A 22,560-nucleotide genomic window follows, 5' to 3' on the forward strand; every position below is an offset into this window, starting at 1 on the left:
CATTCCGGGTTACAAGCGTGTGTCGAGGGTCCTTGAGCGTCAGCACCGGGTGCCCTCCTCCGGCAGCTTCAGGTCCTCCAGGTAGGCGGTGACCACCTCGTCCACGCAGGACTGGCCCTGCAGCGCAACGGTGTGCTGGTTGCCCTCAAAGCTGAGCAGGCGGGCCTGCAGCTGGCGGGCCAGGTCGACCCCGGCCGCGTACGGGGTGGCGGGGTCGCCGGTGGTGGAGATGACCAGAACCTCCGGCAGGTCCGGGGCGCTGACCGGGTGCGGGGTGGACGTGGCGGGGACCCGCCAGAACGCGCAGGTGTCCAGCGCGGCGGCCCCGGTGGCACGGCCGTCGTCCAGGAACGGCGCGACCTTGCGGTACTGGGCCTCGGCGGCGTCGTTGGTGGCGCGGTCGGTCAGCGGCGGGTCGTCCACGCACCGGATGGCGTTGAAGGCGTCGTTGGTGTTGTTGTACGAGCCGTCGGCGTTGCGGCCCTCGTAGAGGTCGGCCAGCGCCAGCAGGGTGTCGCCCTTGCCCGCGGCGAGCTGGGCCAGCCCGGCCCGCAGCGCGCTCCACAGCTGCGGGGAGTACAGCGCCTGCAGCGTGCCGGTCTGGGAGTCGGCGTAGCTGAGCCCGCGCGGGTCCCTGGTGGTCACGGGGGCGGCGACGAGCGGGTTGACCAGCTGGCGGTAGCGGACCACCGCCGCCTCCGGGACTGGTCCCAGCGGGCAGTCGCTGAGCTTGACGCAGTCGGCGACGAACGCGTCGAACGCGCCCTGGAAGCCCTGGCCCTGCAGCACCAGCTCCTGCACCGGGTCGGCCATCGGGTCGACGGCGCCGTCGAGCACCAGGGCGCGCACGTTGGCCGGGAACGCCTCGGCGTAGGCCGTGCCGATGCGGGTGCCGTAGGAGTAGCCCAGGTAGGTCAGCTTCTGCTCGCCGAGCACCGAGCGCAGCACGTCCATGTCCTTGACCACCTCACGGGTGCCGACGTGGGCGAGCACGTCCACCCCGACCCGGTCGGCGCAGGTGTTGGCGTAGTCCTTGGCCACCTGCTCGCTGCGGGCGATGCCGGCCGGGGAGGTGTCCACGTCCACCAGCGCGCGGCGGGCGTCGTTCTCCGGCCCGGTCAGGCAGGTCACCGCCGGCTCTGACGCGCCGACCCCGCGCGGGTCGAAGCCGACGAGGTCGAAGTGCTCCCCGACCGGGGTGCCGGCGACCGCCGAGGCCAGGTCGGCGGCCAGGCCCATGCCCGAGGCCCCCGGTCCGCCGGGGTTGACCACCAGCGACCCGGTGCGGGCCCCGCTGGCCGCCTTGCGCAGCACGCCCACCGTCACCTGCCGGCCCGCCGGCTGGGCGTAGTCCAGCGGCACGGTCATCCGGGCGCACTCCAGCCCGTCGGCGGCGTAGGCCTGCTGGCTGTCCGGGCTGACCGCGAACTTCTCGCAGTCGCCCCAGGTGAGCGTCTGGGCGTAGAACTCCCCCAGCCCCTCCGGCACCGGGCCCACCGGCATGCCCGGGCTGGCCGAGACGCTCGGCGGGCCGGCGACCACCGGCTCCCCACCGTCGGCGGCGCAGCCGGTCAGCGCCAGCACCACGGCCCCACCCACGGCGATCCCGGCGGCCACCCGGCGGGTGCGGGGGCGCTGCCGCCACGGACGGGGCGGGCTCGGGGCGGGCGGGCTCGGGTGGCGCAGCGTCATGGGAGCGATCGTGCCACGCCCGCACCCGCACAGTGGTGACCCGACAGGGCCGCTCACCGTCGGTGCCCCCATGCGCACCCGCCGATTAGGCTCACGCCCATGCCTCAGCTGCGACTGGCCCTCGCCCAGGTCAACCCGTGCGTCGGCGACCTGAGCGGCAACACCGACCTGGTGCTCGAGTGGACCCGGCGCGCCGTGCAGGGCGGTGCCCACGTGGTGCTGCTGCCGGAGATGGTGCTCACCGGGTACCCGGTGGAGGACCTGGCGCTGCGTCGCTCGTTCGCAGCGGCCTCGCGCCAGGCGCTGGACGCCCTGGCCGGCCGGCTGGCCGAGGCGGGCTGCGGCGACGCCTGCGTGGTGGTCGGCTACCTCGACCACGACGACCAGGGCGCCCGCAACTGCGCCGCGGTGCTGCAGGACGGCGTGGTGCAGGCCCGCTACACCAAGCACCACCTGCCCAACTACGGCGTCTTCGACGAGTTCCGCTACTTCGCCGCCGGCGACGACCTGCCGGTGCTGCGGGTGCACGGCCTGGACCTGGGCATCGTGATCTGCGAGGACATCTGGCAGGACCACGGCCCGGTGGCCGCCTACGGCGAGGCGGGGGTGGACCTGCTGCTGTGCCTGAACGGCTCGCCCTACGAGCGCAGCAAGGACGACACCCGCGGCGCGCTGGTGGCCCGGCGCGCGGCCGAGGCGGGCGCGGCGATCGCCTACGTCAACCTGGTGGGCGGACAGGACGAGCTGGTCTTCGACGGCGACTCCATGGTGGTGAACGCTGCCGGTGACGTCCTGGCGCGGGCGCCGCAGTTCAGCGAGCACCTGCTGCTGGTGGACGTGGACCTGGCCGCCGGCGGCGAGCGCGCGCAGGCGGTGCCGGGCTGGCAGCTGCAGCGGGTGACGCTGTCGCCGGAGCCGCTGCCGGCGTGGGAGCCGCAGCAGGCCCCGGTGGTGGCAGCACTGTCGGAGCCGGCGGAGGTGTGGGGCGCGCTGGTCACCGGGCTGCGCGACTACGTGCACAAGAACCACTTCGCCTCGGTGGTGCTGGGCCTGTCCGGGGGCATCGACTCGGCGGTGGTGGCCGCGCTGGCGGTGGACGCGCTCGGCCCGGACGCGGTGCACGGGGTGTCGCTGCCGTCGTCGTACTCCTCCGAGCACTCCCGCTCCGACGCCGACGACCTGGCCAAGCGCACCGGGCTGCACTACCGGGTGGAGCCGATCGCGCCGCTGGTGGACGCCTTCGTCCAGCAGCTGCACCTCACCGGGCTGGCCGAGGAGAACGTGCAGGCCCGCTGCCGCGGTGTGACGCTGATGGGGCTGTCCAACGCCGAGGGCCACCTGGTGCTGGCCACCGGCAACAAGAGCGAGCTCGCGGTGGGCTACTCCACCATCTACGGCGACGCCGTGGGCGGGTTCGCCCCGATCAAGGACGTGCCCAAGACGATGGTGTGGGAGCTGGCGCGGTGGCGCAACGCCGCGGCCGCCGAGCGCGGGGAGACCCCGCCCATCCCCGACGCGTCGATCACCAAGGAGCCCTCGGCCGAGCTGCGGCCGGGCCAGCTCGACAGCGACTCGCTGCCGGACTACGCGGTGCTGGACGAGATCCTGGCCCGCTACGTGGAGGGCGACGCCAGCTTCGCGGAGATGGTGGCCGACGGCTTCGACCCCGAGCTGGTGGAGGACGTGGTGCGCAAGGTCGACCGCGCGGAGTACAAGCGGCGCCAGTACCCGCCGGGCACCAAGATCGGCGTCAAGGCCTTCGGCCGGGACCGCCGGCTGCCGCTGACCAACAGCTGGCGCGAGCGCGCCCCGGAGCAGCAAACGTGACGAAGGTCGCTCCCGTGCGGAACCTGACGCTGCGAGTGGCACGATTTGCGCTGTCAGCACCGTGCAACCCGGGGACCCGACGAGGGCCTCGAGGGAGGATGGACAACGATGTCCGCAACCAGCCACGACCAGACCCAGCCCGCCGAGACCCCGCCCACCGAGACCCAACCCGCTGAGACCCAGCCCTACGGCGGCACCCCGGCTGAGCCCCAGCGCCGCGGCAAGACCCGCACGCACCACATCGCGGCGATGAAGGAGCGTGGCGAGCGCTGGGCCATGCTCACCGCCTACGACTACTCCAGCGCCAAGATCTTCGACGAGGCCGGCATCCCGGTGCTCCTGGTGGGCGACTCCGCCGCCAACGTGGTCTACGGCTACGAGACCACCGTCCCGGTGACCGTGGACGAGCTGCTGCCGCTGGTGCGCGGCGTGGTCCGGGGCGCTCCGCACGCCCTGGTGGTGGCCGACCTGCCCTTCGGCACCTACGAGGCCGGCCCGGAGCAGGCCGTCGCCACTGCGGTGCGCTTCCTCAAGGAGGGCCTGGCCCACGCGGTGAAGCTGGAGGGCGGCGAGCGGGTGGCCCCGCAGATCGCCGCGATCACCGCCGCGGGGATCCCGGTGATGGCCCACATCGGCTTCACCCCGCAGAGCGTCAACGGCCTGGGCGGCTTCCGGGTGCAGGGCCGCGGCAGCGGTGCCGACCAGCTGGTCGCCGACGCCCTCGCCGTGCAGGATGCCGGTGCGTTCTCCGTGGTGATGGAGATGGTCCCGGCCCACCTGGCCGAGGAGATCACGGCCAAGCTGGGCATCGCCACCGTCGGCATCGGGGCCGGCCCGGCCTGCGACGGCCAGGTGCTGGTGTGGCAGGACATGGCCGGGATGAGCTCGGGAAAGGGCCCCAAGTTCGTCAAGCGCTTCGGCGAGGTGGGCAGCGCCCTGGGCGACGCCGCGTCGGCCTACGCCGAGGAGGTCCGGGCCGGGTCCTTCCCCGCCCCGGAGCACTGCTTCTAGCCAGGGCGAGCCGCACGCCGCCGGGGCGCACCCGTGCCCGGTGGCGCGCGGCCCACGCTCCCGCCGAGCGATGCGGGCAACCCGGGAGCAAAGCCGCTGGTCACCCCGCTGCCACCCGGGTAGACGTTTCAGTGGACAGTCGTGCATCATGGCCCCACCCAGTCCTGTGAACTGCATCACGCAGACCTGAGTGCCGTTGGTCATCCGATCACGAGGGGGCTCCCGCCGTGCCAGCAAGATCCGTACCACTGCCGCAACTGCGTCGGCGCACCTGGACGGCGGCGGGCGCCGCAGCTGCAGCGCTGGGCGCCACGGCCATGGAGGTCCGTCGCCGGATGCAGGAGACCAAGGATCCCGCCGCCGCGCTGCACCCGGACGTGGACCTGCTGCGCGGCGCCGCCTCCCGGCTCACCACTCCCCTGCTGCCCGACGACTACCTGCACCTGCTCAACCCGCTGTGGTCGGCGCGGGAGCTGCGCGGCAAGGTGGTCAAGGTGGTGAAGGAGACCGACACCGCCGCCACGCTGGTGATCAAGCCCGGCTGGGGCTGGTCCTTCGACTACAAGCCCGGCCAGTACGTCGGGATCGCCACCCAGCTGGAGGGCCACTGGTACTGGCGCTCGTACTCGTTGACGTCCTCGCCGCGCCGCGACCAGGGCCACATCTCCATCACCGTGAAGGCCACGCCGGAGGGCTTCGTCTCCAACCACCTGGTCAACGGGGTGGAGCCGGGCTCCATCGTGCGGCTGGCCTCTCCCAAGGGCGACTTCACCCTGCCCGACCCGCCCCCGGCGAAGGCGCTGTTCCTCACCGCGGGCAGCGGCATCACCCCGGTGATGGGCATGCTGCGCACCCTCAAGCGGCGCGGCGGCATGACGGACATCCTGCTCATCCACTCCGCCCCCGACGCCGCGGACATGCTCTTCCGCGAGGAGCTGAAGCAGCTGGAGGCGGACTTCCCGACCTTCCGGCTGCACGAGCAGCTCACCAGGGAGAAGGGCAAGCTGCAGCTCAAGGACCTCGGCGAGGTCTGCCCGGACTGGACGGAGCGCCAGACCTGGGCGTGCGGTCCGGCGCCGATGCTGGACTCCGCCGAGGAGCACTGGAAGCAGCACAACCTGTCCGAGCAGCTGCACATGGAGCGATTCACGGTGGCGCTGTCGGGGGGCGGCGGCGAGGGCGGCACGGTCACCTACCAGGTGTCCGACAAGACCATCGAGGTGGACGGGGCCACCACGCTGCTGGACGCCGGCGAGAAGGCCGGCATCCAGATGCCCTTCGGCTGCCGGATGGGCATCTGCCAGTCCTGCGTGGTGCCGCTGCTGGAGGGCAGCGTGCGCGACCTGCGCTCGGGGCAGGACCACCACGAGGGCGACCGAATTCAGACTTGCGTCTCCGCTGCCGCGGGCGACTGCGTACTCGAAGCTTAGGGGAGAAGAGCATGGCAATCACCGACATCAAGGCCTACGCGCACCTGACCGAGGCCGACGTGGAGAACCTCGGCCGAGAGCTGGACGCGATCCGGCGCGACGTGGAGGAGTCCCGCGGCGACAAGGACGCCGCCTACATCCGCAAGGCGATCCAGCTGCAGCGCGGCCTGGCCGCCGGTGGCCGCATCACCCTCTTCGCCAGCGCCTTCCCACCCGCCTGGGTGGCCGGCACCGCCATGCTCGGCGCGGCCAAGATCATCGAGAACATGGAGCTGGGCCACAACATCATCCACGGCCAGTGGGACTGGATGAACGACCCGGAGATCCACTCCACCAGCTGGGAGTGGGACACCACGTGCCCGTCCTCGCACTGGAAGCACTCGCACAACTACATCCACCACAAGTACACCAACGTCGTCGGCAAGGACAACGACGTGGGCTACGGCATCCTGCGCGTCACCCGGGACCAGAAGTGGCACCCCATCAACCTGGGGCAGCCGCTCTACAACGCCATGCTGGCCACGCTGTTCCAGTACGGGGTTGCCCTGCACGACCTGAACATCGAGGCGATCCGCAAGCGGGAGAAGCCGCTGAGCGAGGCCTGGGCCCAGCTGAAGGTGATCGGCCGCAAGGTCGGCAAGCAGATGGGCAAGGACTACGTGGTCTACCCCCTGCTCACCGGCCCCGCGTTCGTCTCCACGCTCACCGCCAACGCCACGGCCAACCTCATCCGCAACCTGTGGTCCTACACGGTGATCTTCTGCGGCCACTTCCCCGACCGCGCGGAGAAGTTCACCGAGGCCGAGCTGGAGCGGGAGACCCCGCCGGAGTGGTACCTGCGTCAGCTGCTGGGCTCGGCCAACTTCCGCGGCGGCAAGCTCATGACGTTCATGAGCGGCAACCTGAACTACCAGATCGAGCACCACCTGTTCCCCGACCTGCCCAGCAACCGCTACATCGAGATCGCCGAGCGGGTGAAGGCGCTGTGCGAGAAGTACCAGCTGCCGTACACCACCGGCTCGCTGGCCCACCAGTACTGGCAGACGCTGCGCACCATCTGGAAGCTGTCGCTGCCGGACCGCTTCCTCACGGCCACTGCCGACGACGCACCGGAGACGGCCTCGGAGCGCAAGTACGAGCTGCGTGCGGTGGCCTGAGCAGCTGACCAGCCAGGCGCTGGGGTGACCTCGGCCGGGCTGAAGAAGGCCGAGGTCACCCGGGGGTCTTCCTCCTCACCTCTCGCCGCACCTGACGAGAGGTGAGCCGCGCCTTCGGGGAGCCCAGGGGCGGGAACTTCAGGCTGAGCACCGCAGCCAGCGTGAAGTAGCTGCGGACCAGGCGGAAGAGCAGGTACTCGGGCACGTAGAGCACCGCACGCGGTCGGCGCAGCAGCAGGCACACGGCGACCGCGAACAGCGCCGGCAGGCCGATCACCATCGCCAGCACCGGCTCCCAGCGCAGCCCGGTGAAGGTGCCCGAGAAGACGCCGAACGTGAGGAGCGCGAACAGCAGGACCGGAAGCAGCATCGCGCGGCGCGCGGCGTTCCACAGGGCGAAGGGGAGCACGACGGCGCCGGCCATCGAGCCCTGCCGCAGCAGCGCCCGCCGGTGGTGGGCAGCGACGTGGTAGGTGCTGCGGAACCACCGGATCCGCTGCTCGGTCAGGTGGGCCCAGGTGAGGGGTACCTCGGCGTGGTAGACGGCGCGCGGCTCGACGAGGCACCGGTAGCCCAGCGAGTTCATCCGCATGCAGATGTCGGTGTCCTCGCCGTTCATCCCCTGGCTGATCGGACCGGTCTCCGCGAGGGCCGAGCCTCGGTACGCCGTGAGCATGCCCGGGATCCCCACGATCCCGTCGTAGCCCAGCCGTGCGACCTGGTAGAACCCGTGTCGCAGGAGCGCCTCGACCAGGCGGACCCGATCGATGAAGGTCTCGTTCTTCGCCGGCAGCGGCAGCCCACCCACCGCACCCACCCGGTCGTCGTGGAAGTGCCGCACGACCTGCTCGAGGCAGTGGTCGCTGATCACGGTGTCGGCGTCGATGCGGACCACGAAGGGTTCCGTGAGCCGGTCCAGGCCGTAGTTCAGGGCCCTGGCCTTGCCCGGTGTCGGACAGGACAGCATGCTCGAGCTCAGGTGGTGGGCGCGGCCCATGGCTCGCTCGGCGATCCTGGCGGTGTCGTCGGTGGAGACGTTGTCCACCACGTACAGGTGCACCGACGCTGCGTAGACCCCAGCCGCACGGTCGACCGCAGCGATCGTCTCGGCGATACCGTGGGCTTCGTTGTGCGCTGGGATCAGCACCCCGATCGGCGGTGCGAACCGGACCTGGCGGGACCGGGCGACCAGCACGACACCGATGCCGGCTGCGATGAGCACGATCACCTGTTGCACCAGGAAGATTCCGGGGCCGACGCCGCCGAGCAGGGCGACCTCCCGCATCCCGGACAGGACGGGACCGAATCGCTGCGCGACCAGGGCTGCCAGGGCCCCCGCGATGCTCAACGGCACCAGCAACCGGACCCAGGCCACGGCGCGGATCCGGGCCGTTGCCGCTGGGGCTGGCGCGGGGTCCGGCAGGTGGGCGTTGCGCAGCACGACCACCGGGAACAGCGCCAGTCCCACGATCGCCGCCGTGATCTGCTGGACGGCCACTGGCGGCGAGAGGGCGGGGACCTGGCCAGCGGCCAGCGCGGCGAGGTCCACGGCGAGGGCGGCCAGCAGCACACCACCGCACAGCTCGACCAGCACCAGCAGGCGACGCCAGAGGTTGGTGGCCAGGCTGAGGCTGAACACAACGAAGAAGACCAGGACGAACACCCGAACCGGGATCGTCGCTCGATCGCCCGAGGCGGAGAACACGACGATGTCGCGGCTGTCCTCCAGGTAGCCCAACCCGACCAGGACGGTGATCGCCAGCAGCGCCAGCAGGCTCAGGGCCACGAACGAGACCAGGCAGCTGTTCACCGCCCGCGGCGACCGGTTCAGGGAGTACTCCTCCGGCGCGCTGTCCACCGAGCGGTAGTGCTCGAGGACCGCCTCCGGGGCGGTGAGCTCCTCGAGCCCGGAGTCGGCCTGGCCTGACCCGCCCCTCGCCGGGGCGCTCACCGGGTGATCACCTCGGGCTCTCCGCGCGCACCTCGGGGGAGCTCACCACCTGGCCGGTCCTGCTCACCACGAACCCGCCACCGCCTTCGGTGACCAAGCGGGCCTCCTCACGCCCGTACGCCGGGACGCGCGTGCCCGGGTCGCCCACCGTGGTGAGCACCATGCCGCGCGAGCCCGGCCCGCGCACGCACTGCAGCACGATCCCGTCCCTGAAGGAGGAGAGATCGAAACCGCCGGAGCGGATCCTGCCGTCCGCCACGGTGACCAGGGTGGAGACGCCGGCGGGGGGTGGCCCGAAGAACAGGAAGGGTCTCGCCCCGGGGGCGCCGTCCCACACGAAGGCGGCGTCTTGTCGCCAGCCGCTGAACTCGGCCAGCGTCGACACCAGCCCGGCGAGCGACACGGTCGGGTCCTGGAGGCTGGCGGCCGGCACGATCACGTCGAACCCGCCGGCGTACTGCGCGGGCACGGCCGTGAAGCCGGCGCCGTCCCCCCGAGCGCCAGCGACGACTGCTTGAGCAGCTGGACGTCGTAGGAGGTCTGACGCACGTTGCACCCGCCGAGGTCACGGTCGCGGATCAGGGTCACGACGACCTCGTTGCGCACCCGCTGGGCGCTGGCCGGCAGCGGTGCCACCGCCGACTGCCGGCCGGCACTCAACGACGAGCTGGCGACCAGCTCGTCGTTGAGTCGCACCTCCACCAGCCAGCGGGCGTCGGCAGTGGTGGCTGGGATCAGCATCGCGAGACCGAACGAGGTGGGAACGGCGCCTCCGGGGAGGTCGGCCAGGGAGTACGGAATCCGCCAGCTCCGACGGTCGGTGATCTGCTGCACCGAGGTGTCCACCCCGAGGGAGTCCAGGGTGACCGGGCCAGCGCCGCTCCGCTCGAGCCGCACGGTCCTGGGGGCGGTGGACCCGGCGTCGGCGGTGGTGACCGTGCTCGTGGTGAGGAAGGTCGGGACCACGTCGGCCGCGGGCTCCACCACGCCGAGCGTCGCCTCGTCGGCGCGCTCGCCCACCCGCACCGAACCGTCGTCGGTCCCCGCGACCCAGTCGAGGGTGGCGAGCACGTCGGGGGGCCCGAGAAGCACCGGCGTGCCCCTGCCACCCTCCCCGTCCCCGCCGTCGGGGACCTGCGCGGAGTAGGACACGACACGTCCCTGCTGGGTGAGGAACGCGCCCAGGCGCGCGGCGGTCTCGTACCACTCCCGGGAGCGGGCCCCGGGCGGGAGGACCAGGGTCACCTCGTGGTTGATCCCCGCGACCACGTCGCGCACCGTGCGCAGCGGCTCGTCCAGCGTGCCCCGGACCCGGGTGCGATCCGGGTCGAGCACCACCAGTGCGCCGAGCTCGGTGGTGATGTTGCAGAACCGCTGGTCGAGGCTGCCGGTGGTGCGGACCTGCACCGTGAGCGAGCCGTCCTCGGCCAGCGACTCGGGCAGGTCGATGTCGGCGTCGAGCGCGTGCTCGCCGGCCTCGAGCTGGTCGACGTACACGGCCTCGCCGTCGACCAGCACGCGCAGGAAGTCCGTGCTCGCCTCGGCGACCTGGGTGTGACCGCGCAAGTTCAGCACCAGGTCGTCGACCCGGGAGTCGACCGGCACCGGGACGGTGAAGCTCTGCGACGTCGTGGTGTCGTCACTGAGACGGATCCCGTTCGTCTCGCCGATGTCGAGCAGGCTCGCGGAGAAGGCCCGGTCGACGGGCACGTCGTCCTCCTCGTCCTGGGTGAACCAGGCCGGGCGCAGCAGGGCGACACCGCCCACGACGAGCGCCGCGACGAGGAGGAAGACCAGGGCACCGATCGGCAGCCAGGTTCGCCGCCCACTCACTGCCCTTCCTCCGCCGCGGCCCGCCGGTCCCGGGTCCAGAAGGACTCGGCCCGGATCTTCGAGCGGTCGCAGCGATCGGCGTACCTGGTGGCGATCTCGATGGACTCCTGCATCAGCCCCTCGCTGACCAGGATCGGCTGGAACCCGAGCGCCCGCAGGTTGCTGTTGCGCAGGGCCAGCTCGTTCGCGGCGGCCTCGACCCGGGGGTTGGAGACGTGGTCGATCGACCCGTCGAGCATCCCGGCCACGAGTCGGGCGAGGTCCTCCACGCGCAGCGTCTCGGCGAGCTGGTTCATGATCCGAACCCGGCCCTTGACCTGGTCCGCGGACTCGACGGCCAGCCGGACGCAGCGCACGGAGTCCGCGATGTTGATGAACGCGCGGGTCTGGCCGCCGGTGCCGTGCACCGTGAGTGGGTAGCCGATGGCCGCCTGCATCAGGAACCGGTTGAGCACGGTGCCGAAGTCACCGTCGTAGTCGAACCGGTTGACCAGTCGGTCGTCGAGGCGGGTGTCGTCGGTCTGGGTGCCCCACACGATGCCCTGGTGGAGGTCGGTCACCCGCAGGTTGTCGTTCTCGGCGTAGTACTGCAGCAGCAGCTGATCCATCGACTTCGTCAGGTGGTAGACGCTGCCGGGCTTGGTCGGGTACAGGATCTCCCGCGTGACCGTCCCGCCGCACCGGTCGGGATAGGTCACCTCGAGGTAGCCCTCGGGCAGGTCGACCGGGGAGGTCTCGTACCCGTAGACGCCGGTGGTGCCGAGGTGGACCAGGTGGGCGTCCAGCCGCGCCTCGACGAGACCGGTGAGCACGTTGTGCGTGGCGTTGACGTTGTTGTCGACCGTGTACCGCTTGTGGCCGCTGTCCTCCATCGAGTACGGCGCGGAGCGCTGCTCGGCGAAGTGGACCACTGCGTCTGGACGCAGCCCGTCCAGCACGGCCAGCAGCCGGTCGTAGTCCTGAGCGAGGTCGAGATCCTCGTACCCGATCCCGAGGCCGGTGGCTTCTTCCCAGGCCGCCAGCCGTTCGGCGATCGGGGCGATCGGGGTCAGCGACTGCACCCCGAGCTCGTCGTCGGTCCGCCGCCGCACCAGGTTGTCGACGATGGTCACCTCGTGGCCCGCGCGGGACAGGTGCACCGCACTGGGCCACCCGCAGAAACCATCTCCCCCGAGCACAAGAACCTTCATCGCCTGCCCCTCGCTGTGGGATGCCATCCAGCGTAGGTCGGCCGCGGAGACCGAGTCGGCCGTCGGTCGCCGGACCGGTCATCCCGGACAGCTAGGCGTTGGGGGCGCCGCCCACGAAGTCCCGGACCCTGTTCCACCGAGCCTCGTAGGCGGCGTCGAAGCGCTGCTCGGCGCGGGCCCGGCGACGAGGGCGCTCGCGGTAGCGGCGCTGCGCCCACCAGGACCGGGGCTTGGCCAGCCGCAGCGCCCCCGCCAGCCCCACCGGTGGGACGAACACCGCCACCACGCCGGTGAGCACCTTGGCCTTGAGCAGGCAGACCACGGCCAGCACCAGGTCGACGACGAGCAGGGCGACCGAGCCCCACCAGGCGGCGGTCAGCGGGGCGCCGGAGACGAAGTCAGCGCCGCCCACGAGCAGACCGGTGGTGGCCAGCACGCAGAACATGGCGTCCACCGACTTGCGGCCGTCCTCGGTCCAGTAGACGTCCTCCAGGTGCAGCCACAGGGCGAACTCGTCGAAGGTCAGGCTCACCCCGATGCCGAACAGGGCGGCGAACACGTGCAGCGCGGCCCCCTCCGGGGTGGCGCCGATGAGGCCGAGCCCGGCGAGCAGCATCAGCGCGATGCCGAACACCTGGTGGTGGACGTGCACCCCGCCGATGGTGAGGTCGTTGAGCGCCCCGCCCGGGGTGGTGCGCGCGCGGATGTGCCGGGTGACGTAGCGGGTGCCGAGGAAGGTGACCAGCACCGCGAGGAACATGGTCATCAGCGGGCGGGTCATCGAGTCGTCACCGAGGTCGACGTTGATCTCCTGTGCCAGGACCGTCACCGCTACCCCCGGGATCGTCGCTAGGTGGTCAGCTGCTCGCCGAGCAGGGTGTGGGCCGCCAGCAGCGACGGACCCCACCAGGTGAGGTGGCGGCCGGAGACCAGCACCGACGGCATCGTGGGAAAGTGCTGCGGGCCGTCGTCGGCGGTGAACTCGTAGGGCTCGTCGGGCAGCACGGCCAGCTCGGCGCCCTGCAGCTCGGCGAGCGGCGGGCGTGGGTAGCGCTCCTCGTGGTCGGCGAAGGCGTTGCCCACCCCCAGCCGCAGGAGCACGTCCCCGGCGAAGGTGTCGCGGCCCAGCACCACCCAGGGCTTGCGCCACACCGGCACCACCGCCACCACCCGGGTGGGTGGCACCGTCGACCACAGCTGCTCGGCCTCCGGCAGCCAGATGGGCACGGCGAGGCTCAGCGCCTCGGTGAACATCCGGCGCAGCGCGAGCAGCGCCTGCGGCACCGACGCGGCCGCGGCGGTGGTCCACACCGGGACCCCGGCCGCCCGCAGCTCCAGCACGTCCTGCTCGCGGTTCTCCTCGGCGTTGGCCAGCACCAGGTCTGGCTCGCACGCCAGCACCGCCGCCACCGAGGGGTACTTCGAGCCACCCACCCGGGCCACGTCCAGCCCGGCCGGGTGCACGCAGTAGTCGGTGGCACCGACCAGCAGACCGGAGTCGGCAAGGCACTCGGTGATCGACGGCACCAGGCTCACCACCCGCCGGGGCGGCTGGGCCAGGTGGACGGGCGCGGCCAGGTCGTCGCGCAGCCCGGAGCCGGCGGTCACACCGGCTCCGCCTGGGCGAAGACCACTGAGCGGGTGGCCGGGTCGGCGGTGGTGAGCACCGCCGTGACGTGCGTTCCGGGGTCGAGCAGGCCAGTGCAGGCAGCCAGCCGCGGGGGCTGCTCGATGAACACCTCGCCGTGCTCCTCCTCGTCGGCGCTGCGCACGGCGACCGCGGGGAAGGACTCGCCCACCCGGGAGGCGAGCACCGTCGCGGTGGTGAGGTCGACGCAGGAGTCGTCCACCTGGCGCACCACCGCGTCGGAGCTGTCCATCACGGCCGGCAGGGAGAGCAGCACCTCCCGCACCCACTCCGGGACCGGCTGGCCCTGGCTGGCGGCCAGGCACACCTCGGTGGCGTAGCGGTCGACCACCCGCCGCAGCGGGGCGGTGACGTTGGCGTAGGGCACGCCGAGCCCGTAGTGGGTGGTGGCGGCGGGCGGCTCGCCGTCGAAGGCGGCATAGGTGGCCCCGGCCAGCAGCGCACCAGCGGCGCGCTCGAGCACCAGGGTGGTGGGCGCGGCCTGGTCGAGGTTGGCCAGCACCTCCCCCACGGGGGCCTCCAGCGGCCAGGTCACGCCCAGCGCGCGGGCCCGGGCCCGCAGCCGCGCCACGGTGGTGGCCGCCGGCTCAGGGACGACGCGCAGGATGCCGGTCCCGACCTCCAGCATCATCGCCGCCGCGCAGGCACCCACCAGCAGCGCCAGCTCCGCCTTCCAGTCGTCGACGTCGCTGCGGCGGCGCACGCTCAGCTGCCAGCGGTGCTCCCCGGGCAGCTCCCGCACCTCCTGCTCGGGCTGGCGCAGGGCGATCACACCACGGTCGCGGGCCGCGGACTGGCGCAGCCGGCCCAGCTCGGGCAGCGCCGCCAGGGAGGGGTGCAGCTCGGCGGAGCCGTCCACGCTGCGCTGCACCTCGTCGTAGCTGAAGCTCCCCACCGACCGCACCACGGCACGGCGCACCGAGCTGTCCACCACCTGCGCGTCGTCGTCCAGCTCGATCCGCCACAGCACGGCGGGGCGAAGCAGGTCCGGCAGCAGGCTGGCGGCACGCTCGGTGAGCACCGCGGGGTGCAGCGGCACGGAGCCGCCAGGCAGCGGCACGCTCTGGCCGCGGCGGCGCGCCTCGGTGTCCAGCGAGCCACCGGGGGTGACGAGGGCGGCCACGTCGGAGACCGCCACGTGCAGCAGGAACCCGGCCGAGGTCCGCTCCACCTGGAAGGCCTGGTCGATCTCGCGGGCGCCGGCCTGGTCCAGGCTGACCAGCGCGAGGCCGGTGGCGTCGTCCCGGTCGGCCCACGGGACGGTGGCCCACACGGGGTCGGTCGGCGGCACGTCCTGGGCGGCGGTCACCGCGGCCAGAGCTGCCTCGGCCTCGGCCAGCGCATAGCTCGGGAAGTCGACGCTCAGCCCGAGCTCGTCACCGATGGCCGAGAAGTCGAAGGCAGGCGCAATGATCCGCGTCGTCGGCACAGCGTGAGGCTAGCCCGCGGGCTCAGCCGTTCCACTCACGGTCGGCGGCATCGGCTGCCTCGTTGCGGGCCCGCACCGTCGTCAGCGCCGCCTCGGCGGCCGCCTTGGTCGGATAAGGACCCATGCGGTCCAGCGCGGGCGCGTCCTTGCCCCGCCGCACCGAGTGGTCAGAGAGGGAGTAGTACCACTGGTCGTCGTCATCACTCATGGGCCCAGCATGACACCGGCCGCCACCGCCGGGAAGTGCTCCTCCCCCGGACCACTCACCGCGCGGGATGGTTGCTGCGTCCCTACGGTTTCCGGGTGCCCGTTCCCCAGCCTCACCGCCGCCCGCGCCAGGAGTTCCCGTGACCGACGACAGCAGCGCAGCCCACGAGCCCGACGCCAGGGACAACGACACCGAGGACTCCGTGGACGACGCCTTCGAGCGCCTCGTCGACGAGGGCGACGAGCGGCTGTCCCGGCCGCTGTCGGCACTGGTGGGCACCGGCCTGCTCGGCGGCGTGGACGTGGGCACCGGGATGCTGGCCTACTTCGTGGTGCACCACCTCACCCACAGCACGCTGCTGGCCGGGATCGCGTTCTCGGTGGGGTTCGTGGCCCTGCTCATGGCGCACAGCGAGCTGTTCACCGAGAACTTCCTGGTACCGGTGACCACCGTGGTCGCCGGGCACCGCCCGGTGTGGTCGCTGGTGCGGCTGTGGGGCATCACCCTGGTGACCAACCTGATCGGCGGGTGGGTGGTGGCCTGGCTGATCATCACCGCGCGGCCGGACCTGCGGTCGACGGCGGTGGAGGTCTCCAACCACTACTTCGCGCTCGGCTTCAGCCTGAGCTCCTTCGCCCTCGCGGTGCTGGCGGGGCTGGTGATCACGTTGATGACCCGGATGCAGCACGCCGCCGACAGCCTGGGGGTGCAGATCGTGCCCGCCATCCTGTTCGGCTCCCTGCTGGCCGGTGGGCAGCTGTTCCACTCGGTGCTGGACTCGCTGTTCATGTTCGCCGGCCTGCACTCCGGCTCCGGGTACGGCTACCTGGACTGGCTCGGGGCGCTGGGCTGGTCGGCACTGGGCAACCTGGTGGGCGGGCTGGGCCTGGTCACGTCCATCCGCCTGCTGCGCACCAAGAACCGGCTGCAGCGGGAGCGTCAGAAGACCAAGGGCTGACGCCCCGCCGCACCAGTCGGGTCAGGCGGCTGCCGCGGTGGGCATCAGGCGGCTGCCGCCGCGGGCACCTCAGCCAGCACCACCAGCGGCTCGCCGGCCACCACCTCGGTGGCGGTGCCCACCAGCACCTGCTCCACCACCCCGTCGGTCGGGGCGCGCACCACGGTCTCCATCTTCATCGCCTCCAGCGACAGCAGCGACTGTCCGGCCACCACCTGCTCCCCCACGGCGACGTCGACACGCCACACGTTGGACACGAAGGGTGCCTCCACCACGGTGGCGCCCTCGGGCACCACCAGCTGGGTGGCGTCGACGGCCACGGCGGGCTCGGCGGTCTGCCGGTCGAACTCGCCGCTGGCCTGCCAGGCGGTGCGCTCGGCCTCGAACGCGGTGGCCTGCTGGGCCCGGAAGTCCGCGATCGAGCCGGCGTTGGCGTCCAGGAACCGCTGGTGCTCGGCCAGGGAGAACTCGCCCTCGGTGATGTCCACCGTGCCGCGTCCGGCCGCGAGGTCGGCACGCAGGTCGAGCAGCTCCTCCGGCTCCACCGGGTACCAGGAGATCTTGTCGAAGAACCGCAGCAGCCACGGCGAGCCCGCCTGGAACGGGGAGCCGTCCAGCCCGGCGTGGTAGCGGCTCCACACCTGGGTGGTGCGCCCGACGAACTGGTATCCGCCGGGGCCCTCCATGCCGTAGATGCACAGGTAGGCCCCGCCGATGCCGACGGCGTTCTCCGGGGTCCAGGTGCGGGCCGGGTTGTACTTGGTGGTGACCAGGCGGTGGCGGGGGTCCAGCGGGGTGGCCACCGGCGCCCCCAGGTAGACGTCGCCCAGGCCGAGCACCAGGTACTCGGCGTCGAAGACGGTGCGGTAGACGTCGTCGGTGTGCGCCAGGCCGTTGATGCGCCGGATGAACTCGATGTTCCAGGGGCACCACGGGGCGTCGTCGCGCACGCCGCTCATGTAGCGCTGGATGGCCTCGCGGGTGGCCGGGTCGTCCCAGGACAGCGGCAGTCGCACGGTGCGGCTGGGCACCACCAGCTCCTGCGCCGAGGGGATCTGCGCCTCCAGCTCCAGCACCAGCCCCACCAGGGTGCGCACCGGAAGCACGTCCGGGTCGACGTGCACCTGCAGCGAGCGGATGCCCGGGGTGAGGTCGAGGATGCCGGGGCGGTTCACCTCCACCAGCCGCTGGTGCAGGGCGTGCACCCGGGCGCGCAGGCCGAGGTCGAGCACGATGTCGCCCAGCTCCACCAGCACGTTGTCGTCCCCGGAGCGGCGCACCGTGATCGAGGGCAGCCCGTCGCCGCGCGGGTCGCGGTGCAGCACCCCGGAGTCGCCGTCGCCACCGGTGCTGGCCACGGCGACGGTGGCGGCGCCGCGGGTGGCGCTGAGGTCCCGCGGGGAGGGTGCGGCGGCCACCTGCACCGGGACGAAGCGCACGGTGTCCCCCGGCGCCAGCTGGCCCAGCTTCCACCGGTCGGCGGTGACCACGGTGACCGGGCAGACGAAGCCCCCCAGGCTGGGGCCGTCCGGGCCGAGCAGGATCGGGGTGTCGCCGGTGAAGTCCAGCGCGCCGATGGCGTAGGCGTTGTCGTGGATGTTGGACGGGTGCAGCCCCGCCTCCCCGCCGTCGGTGCGCGCCCACTGCGGCGTGGGCCCCACCAGGCGCACGCCGGTGCGTGCGGAGTTGAAGTGCACCTCGTAGCTGGTCTCCAGCAGCGTGGCGATGTCGTCGGGGGTGAAGAACTCCGGGGCACCGTGCGGGCCCTCGGTCACCGCCAGCTGCCAGCTGCGGGTCATCGCGGGACGGACGTCAGCAGCCACCCCAGTGGTGGCCTGTGCTTCGGTGGCGTGCGCGCGCAGCACGTCGGCGGGGCGCAGCGCGCGCCCGGCGTGCCCGCCGAACTGGCCGAGGGTGAAGGTGGCCGCGCTGCCCAGGTACGCCGGCACGTCCAGTCCGCCGGCGACGAGGACGTAGGTGCGCAGCCCGCCGCTGCCGGTGGGCGTGCCGTCCACCGTGCCGACGTCGAGCACCCCGCCGGCGGGCACGCGCACCGGCTGCCACTGCGGCACCGGATCGCCGTCCACGGTCACCGCCACCTCCGCACCGGTGACGCAGACGTCGGTGGCGTGGGTGAAGCGCAGGGCGGGCCCGGAGACGGTGCACTCCAGGCCGGGCGCGCCCTCGTCGTTGCCCAGCGCGGTGTTGCCCAGCCGGAAGGACAGGTCGTCCATCGGCCCGCTGGGTGGGACCCCCACCTGCCACAGGCCGACGCGGCCGGGCCAGTCCTGCACGGTGGTCATCAGCCCGGCCCGCTCCACCTCGATGCGCGGGGTGGGGTCGGTGACGTCGGCCAGGGTGGCGGTGCTGTGCGCGGCGGCGCGGACCACGGGGTGGGACACGATGGCGCGCAGCAGCCCCAGGTTGGTCTCGATGCCGTCCATCCGGGTCTGTGCCAGCGCCGCACCGAGGGCGTCCAGCGCGGCGTCGCGCGTGCCTCCGGCGGTGATCACCTTGGCCAGCAGCGGGTCGTAGCTGGTGGAGACGTCGCTGCCGCTGCGCACCCAGCCGTCCACCCGCACCCCGGGCAGGTCCGGCAGCGCCACGTGCGTGAGCGTGCCGGCGCTGGGCCGGAAGTCGTGGTGCGGGTCCTCGGCGTAGACGCGAGCCTCCACGGCCGCACCGGACACCGGCACGGACCCGTCGGGGTAGGCGTCCAGGAAGGTGGTGTCGCCCTGCGCCGCGCGCAGCATCCAGGCCACCAGGTCCACCCCGGTGACCGACTCGGTGACCGGGTGCTCCACCTGCAGCCGGGCGTTGACCTCCAGGAACGACGCCTCCCCGCGGACGGGGTCGTAGACGAACTCCACGGTGCCGGCGGAGCGGTAGCCCACCGCGGCGCACAGGGCGCGGGAGGTGTCGTGCAGGCGGGTGCGCAGCGCCTCGTCCAGGTCGGGCGCGGGCGCCTCCTCCACCACCTTCTGGTTGCGCCGCTGCAGCGAGCAGTCGCGGTCGCCCAGGGTGAGCACGCGGCCGGTGCCGTCGCCGAACACCTGCACCTCCACGTGCCGGGCGTTCTCCACGTAGCGCTCGGCGAACACCCCGGTGGAGCTGAAGCTCTGCGCCGCCTGGCGCACCACGGTGCGGTACGCCTCGCGCAGCTCGTCGTCGCTGCGGCACACGGTCATGCCGATCCCGCCACCGCCGCCGGTGGCCTTGAGCATCAGCGGGTAGCCGATCTCGGCCGCCGCGGCCAGGGCGGCGTCGACGTCGGCCAGCAGCTCGCTGCCGGCGATCATCGGCACGCCGGCGGCGCGGGCGGCGGCCCGGGCGGTGTGCTTGGTGCCGAACAGGCGCAGCTGCTCGGGGGTGGGGCCGACGAAGACCAGGCCCGCCGCCTGCACGGCCTCGGCGAAGTCGGCGTCCTCGGAGAGGAACCCGTAGCCGGGGTGCACCGCGCCCGCACCGGTGGCGGCCGCGGCGGCCAGGATCGCCTGCGGGCGCAGGTAGGACTCCGCCGCGGGCGCGGCGCCGATGTGCACCGCCTCGTCGGCCAGCCGCACGTGCTCGGCGCCGCGGTCGGCCTCGGAGTACACCGCCACCGTGCGCAGGCCCAGCTCGCGGGCGGAGCGGATGATGCGGCAGGCGATCTCGCCGCGGTTGGCCACCAGCAGCGTGTCGAAGGCGGGCGCGCCCATCAGGACTCCTCGGTGATGATCATGCGGACCGGGGTGGGGTCGAAGCCGTTGCAGGGGTTGTTCACCTGCGGGCAGTTGGACACCAGCACCAGGGTGTCCACGTCGGCGCGCAGGGCCAGGCGCTTGCCGGGGCCGGAGCGGCCGTCGACGATGCCCAGGCTGCCGTCGGGGTCGACCGGGACGTTCATGAAGAAGTTGACGTTGGGCGCCAGGTCACGCTTGCCCAGGCCCCAGCGGGAGCCCTCGGCCAGGAAGTTCTCCACGCAGGCGTGCTGGTGCTTGGTCTGGTGGCCGTAGCGCAGGGTGTTGGACTCCTGCGAGCACGCCCCGCCCACGGTGTCGTGCTGGCCCACCTCGTCGGCGACGATCGTCATCAGCGCGGTGGAGTCACCGGCGCGCAGCACGCTGCCGGTGGACAGGAAGATGTTGCGCTGCGCGGCGATGGTGGTGGCCGCGCAGTAGCGGCGGGTGTGGTCGGCGGCGGCGTAGAACAGGGTGTCCACGGCCTGGTTGCCGCGCAGGTCGACGATGGTGAGCACCTGCCCGGCGCGCACCACGGCCGACCAGGGAGCGCGGGCCGCCACCACGGAGTCGGCGAGCACGGTGCCCGGCACCAGGGCCAGGTCCTCGGGGCGGGCGGTCTCGGGGTTTGTGGCGGTGGTCATCAGGCGTCCTCTCCGGAGTGGGCGGCGGTCCAGGTGTCCTCGGTGTTGAGCACCGCGCGGGCGTACTCGGGGTCGGGGTTGGGCAGCTCGGCCAGCTCGGCGGGTGCCCGCCAGGCCAGCACCTCCAGCGACGTGGTGCCGAAGGTCTCGGCGGGGTCCAGCGGGTGCGCGGTGTTGGCGATGAGCACCACCAGCGGCAGGTGCAGCAGCAGGTCCACCGCGGTGTCCGGTCCGGCGCTGCCGGTGCTGAGCAGCTCACCGGTGGGACTCACCCGCACGCCGTGGAAGAACGACACCGAGGGGCCGAGGTCGCGCGGGGTGAGCCCGTGCTTGGCGGCGGCCAGGGTGAGCAGCTCGCGTCCGGCGGGGCTGGCGGTGTGCGGGGCACCCGCGCCGTAGCGGGCGGTGTTGGACTCCAGCGTGGTGGTGCCGCAGAGCGCGTCGTGGTGGGCGGAGGTGTCGGACACCACCGTGGCCAGCACCCGGCCCTGGTCGGACAGCAGCGGGTGCCCGTGGCCGAGGTAGGCCTGCCACGGCACCTTCACCGTGTCGGCCATGGCGTAGCGCTCCCACGGCGCGTCGGCGCGGTGGAGCAGCACGTGCGCGCAGGCCGAACCGGCGACGTCGCGCAGCCGCAGCCGGGTGCCCCGGGCCAGCACCTTGGCGGTGTAGCGCCCGCCCGGCACCGTCTCGGCCCAGGTGAGGCGGGAGGGATCGACGTCGGCGGGTGGGGTGGGCCAGCTGCTGGCCGGCAGCACCGGCATGGCGTCGGTGACGGCCCCGGCCTGGGCGCGGGCGTGGGCCCGGGCGGCCGCCGTGGTGGCCGTGCTGCTGGTGACCGTGCTGCTGGTGGAGGTGCTGGATACCGTCTCGGCGCTCATCGTGCTCCTGTCCGTCAAGGTCGACCGCCCCGTATTTCCTGTCAGATGACAGTTTTGCGGGGCGATGTGTGCCGGACGTGTCTGCTGCGTGACGGCCACGGGTCGCTGTGTAACGGTGTCGTTTCCTGCACCGGAGCCGTGCCCGCGGCACCCGGGCAGGGGCGCCGGGCGCGCGCGGCGCGCTGGCACAATGACTCTCATGTCCACCGCCGGGCCAGGCCGACCGCGGCTGGCCGCGCCGCGTCGCCCGGGTCGCACCACCCGCGCGGAGATCCTCGACGCCGCCGCCGAGCTGTTCGTCAGCCACGGCTTCTCGGCCACCTCCACCCGCAGCATCGCCGAGGCCGTGGGCATCCGGCAGGCCTCGCTGTACCACCACTTCGCCACCAAGGAGCACCTGCTCACCGCGCTGCTGGCCGACACCGTAGACGCCCCCAACCGGGTGGCCACGCAGCTGCTGGAGCGCTCCTCCGACCCGGCCGACGTGCGGCTGTACGCGCTGTGCCTGTTCGACGCCGGACACCTCAACGCCGGCCGGTGGAACCTGGGTGCGCTGTACCTGCTGCCCGAGCTGCGGGGGGAGCAGTTCGCCGACTTCCGCGGCCAGCGCCAGGTGCTGCGGGAGCGCTACCACCGGCTGGCCTCGGCGGCGCTGGCCGAGCTGCGGCCCGGGCCCGGTGACACGGCGACCCTGCTGGCCGAGCTGCCCTTTCGCATCGTGGAGTCGGTGATCGACGTCCGCTCCGACGCCGACTCACCCGACCCGGGGCAGCCGGTGATCCTCCCGGCCCAGCTGGTGGCGGAGACCTGCCTGCGCGCCGTCGGCCACGCCGGGCCGGACACGGAGCTGTGCCGCCAGGCGCAGGAGCTGCTCACCGAGCTCGACGTCGCCCTGCCCTGATCCTGGGTCCTGCTCGCCTGGGCCGGACCGGTGCGCGGGGCTGTTCCGGCCTGCTCGCGTGGTCACGTCACACGAACGCAA

18 protein-coding genes are annotated in these 22,560 nt (G+C 72.7%); 6 read left to right on the forward strand and 12 right to left on the reverse strand.

Annotated elements, in window-relative coordinates:
• Positions 1–39: 39 nt before the first annotated feature.
• Positions 40–1,692 (reverse strand): alpha/beta hydrolase, encoded by a 1,653-nt coding sequence (locus tag ELX43_RS10480; protein ID WP_127783384.1) that lies wholly within the window; start codon positions 1,690–1,692, stop codon positions 40–42.
• A 99-nt stretch (positions 1,693–1,791) separates the two neighbouring features.
• On the opposite strand from ELX43_RS10480, the gene ELX43_RS10485 reads away from it, so the two are divergent.
• From ELX43_RS10485 to ELX43_RS10500, 4 genes are all read left to right on the forward strand, one after another.
• The gene (locus ELX43_RS10485) at positions 1,792–3,519 is read left to right on the forward strand and encodes an NAD+ synthase (protein WP_127783385.1); all 1,728 of its coding nucleotides are present in this window, start codon (positions 1,792–1,794) and stop codon (positions 3,517–3,519) included.
• Between the two features lie 108 nt (positions 3,520–3,627).
• Entirely contained in the window at positions 3,628–4,530 is a 903-nt protein-coding gene (gene panB / locus ELX43_RS10490) for a 3-methyl-2-oxobutanoate hydroxymethyltransferase (protein ID WP_127783386.1), read from the forward strand.
• A gap of 335 nt (positions 4,531–4,865) precedes the next feature.
• Positions 4,866–5,960 carry a ferredoxin reductase gene (locus ELX43_RS10495; protein ID WP_241248897.1) on the forward strand — a complete coding sequence of 365 codons (1,095 nt, stop codon included), beginning with the start codon at positions 4,866–4,868 and terminating at the stop codon, positions 5,958–5,960.
• 11 nt (positions 5,961–5,971) lie between these two features.
• Positions 5,972–7,117, forward strand: a complete 1,146-nt coding sequence (locus ELX43_RS10500; protein ID WP_127783388.1) for a fatty acid desaturase — start codon at positions 5,972–5,974, stop codon at positions 7,115–7,117.
• A gap of 55 nt (positions 7,118–7,172) precedes the next feature.
• On the opposite strand, the gene ELX43_RS10505 is transcribed toward ELX43_RS10500, so the two are convergent.
• The 8 genes from ELX43_RS10505 to ELX43_RS10540 form a co-directional block, all read right to left on the reverse strand.
• A complete protein-coding gene (locus ELX43_RS10505; protein WP_127783389.1) occupies positions 7,173–9,068 on the reverse strand; it encodes a glycosyltransferase family 2 protein in 1,896 nt (631 codons plus the stop codon).
• A gap of 7 nt (positions 9,069–9,075) precedes the next feature.
• Complete coding sequence (locus ELX43_RS10510) at positions 9,076–9,537, reverse strand: hypothetical protein (protein WP_127783390.1); 462 nt, start codon at positions 9,535–9,537, stop codon at positions 9,076–9,078.
• Complete coding sequence (locus ELX43_RS10515) at positions 9,504–10,901, reverse strand: hypothetical protein (RefSeq protein ID WP_127783391.1); 1,398 nt, start codon at positions 10,899–10,901, stop codon at positions 9,504–9,506. The genes ELX43_RS10510 and ELX43_RS10515 overlap by 34 nt, the downstream gene beginning before the upstream one ends.
• On the reverse strand, positions 10,898–12,091 hold the full coding sequence (locus tag ELX43_RS10520) for an NAD-dependent epimerase/dehydratase family protein (RefSeq protein WP_127783392.1): 1,194 nt from the start codon (positions 12,089–12,091) through the stop codon (positions 10,898–10,900). Before ELX43_RS10520 ends, ELX43_RS10515 begins: the two co-directional genes overlap by 4 nt.
• 91 nt (positions 12,092–12,182) lie before the next feature.
• On the reverse strand, positions 12,183–12,920 hold the full coding sequence (locus ELX43_RS10525; protein WP_206517994.1) for a hypothetical protein: 738 nt from the start codon (positions 12,918–12,920) through the stop codon (positions 12,183–12,185).
• A gap of 20 nt (positions 12,921–12,940) precedes the next feature.
• Complete coding sequence (locus tag ELX43_RS10530; RefSeq protein ID WP_206517995.1) at positions 12,941–13,699, reverse strand: helical backbone metal receptor; 759 nt, start codon at positions 13,697–13,699, stop codon at positions 12,941–12,943.
• On the reverse strand, positions 13,696–15,168 hold the full coding sequence (locus ELX43_RS10535) for an RNB domain-containing ribonuclease (RefSeq protein ID WP_127783393.1): 1,473 nt from the start codon (positions 15,166–15,168) through the stop codon (positions 13,696–13,698). The genes ELX43_RS10530 and ELX43_RS10535 overlap by 4 nt, the downstream gene beginning before the upstream one ends.
• Positions 15,169–15,190: 22 nt before the next feature.
• Positions 15,191–15,376, reverse strand: a complete 186-nt coding sequence (locus ELX43_RS10540; RefSeq protein ID WP_127783394.1) for a hypothetical protein — start codon at positions 15,374–15,376, stop codon at positions 15,191–15,193.
• A gap of 139 nt (positions 15,377–15,515) precedes the next feature.
• On the opposite strand from ELX43_RS10540, the gene ELX43_RS10545 reads away from it, so the two are divergent.
• Positions 15,516–16,334 carry a formate/nitrite transporter family protein gene (locus ELX43_RS10545; RefSeq protein WP_241248898.1) on the forward strand — a complete coding sequence of 273 codons (819 nt, stop codon included), beginning with the start codon at positions 15,516–15,518 and terminating at the stop codon, positions 16,332–16,334.
• Between the two features lie 44 nt (positions 16,335–16,378).
• Here the strand turns inward: ELX43_RS10545 and uca are convergent, their stop codons facing one another.
• The 3 genes from uca to ELX43_RS10560 are packed head-to-tail and all read right to left on the reverse strand — an operon-like array spanning position 16,379 to position 21,578.
• Positions 16,379–20,032 carry an urea carboxylase gene (gene uca / locus ELX43_RS10550; protein ID WP_127783396.1) on the reverse strand — a complete coding sequence of 1,218 codons (3,654 nt, stop codon included), beginning with the start codon at positions 20,030–20,032 and terminating at the stop codon, positions 16,379–16,381.
• Positions 20,032–20,697 (reverse strand): urea amidolyase associated protein UAAP2, encoded by a 666-nt coding sequence (locus tag ELX43_RS10555; RefSeq protein WP_127783397.1) that lies wholly within the window; start codon positions 20,695–20,697, stop codon positions 20,032–20,034. The genes uca and ELX43_RS10555 overlap by 1 nt, the downstream gene beginning before the upstream one ends.
• Complete coding sequence (locus ELX43_RS10560) at positions 20,697–21,578, reverse strand: urea amidolyase associated protein UAAP1 (protein ID WP_127783398.1); 882 nt, start codon at positions 21,576–21,578, stop codon at positions 20,697–20,699. Before ELX43_RS10560 ends, ELX43_RS10555 begins: the two co-directional genes overlap by 1 nt.
• Before the next feature lie 199 nt (positions 21,579–21,777).
• Between ELX43_RS10560 and ELX43_RS10565 the strand changes: the two genes are divergently transcribed.
• Positions 21,778–22,479, forward strand: coding sequence for a TetR/AcrR family transcriptional regulator (locus ELX43_RS10565; RefSeq protein WP_127783399.1), 702 nt, complete (start codon positions 21,778–21,780; stop codon positions 22,477–22,479).
• Positions 22,480–22,560 lie beyond the last annotated feature (81 nt).

Source organism: Rhodococcus sp. X156 (assembly GCF_004006015.1).
Classification (GTDB): Bacteria; Actinomycetota; Actinomycetes; order Mycobacteriales; family Mycobacteriaceae; genus X156.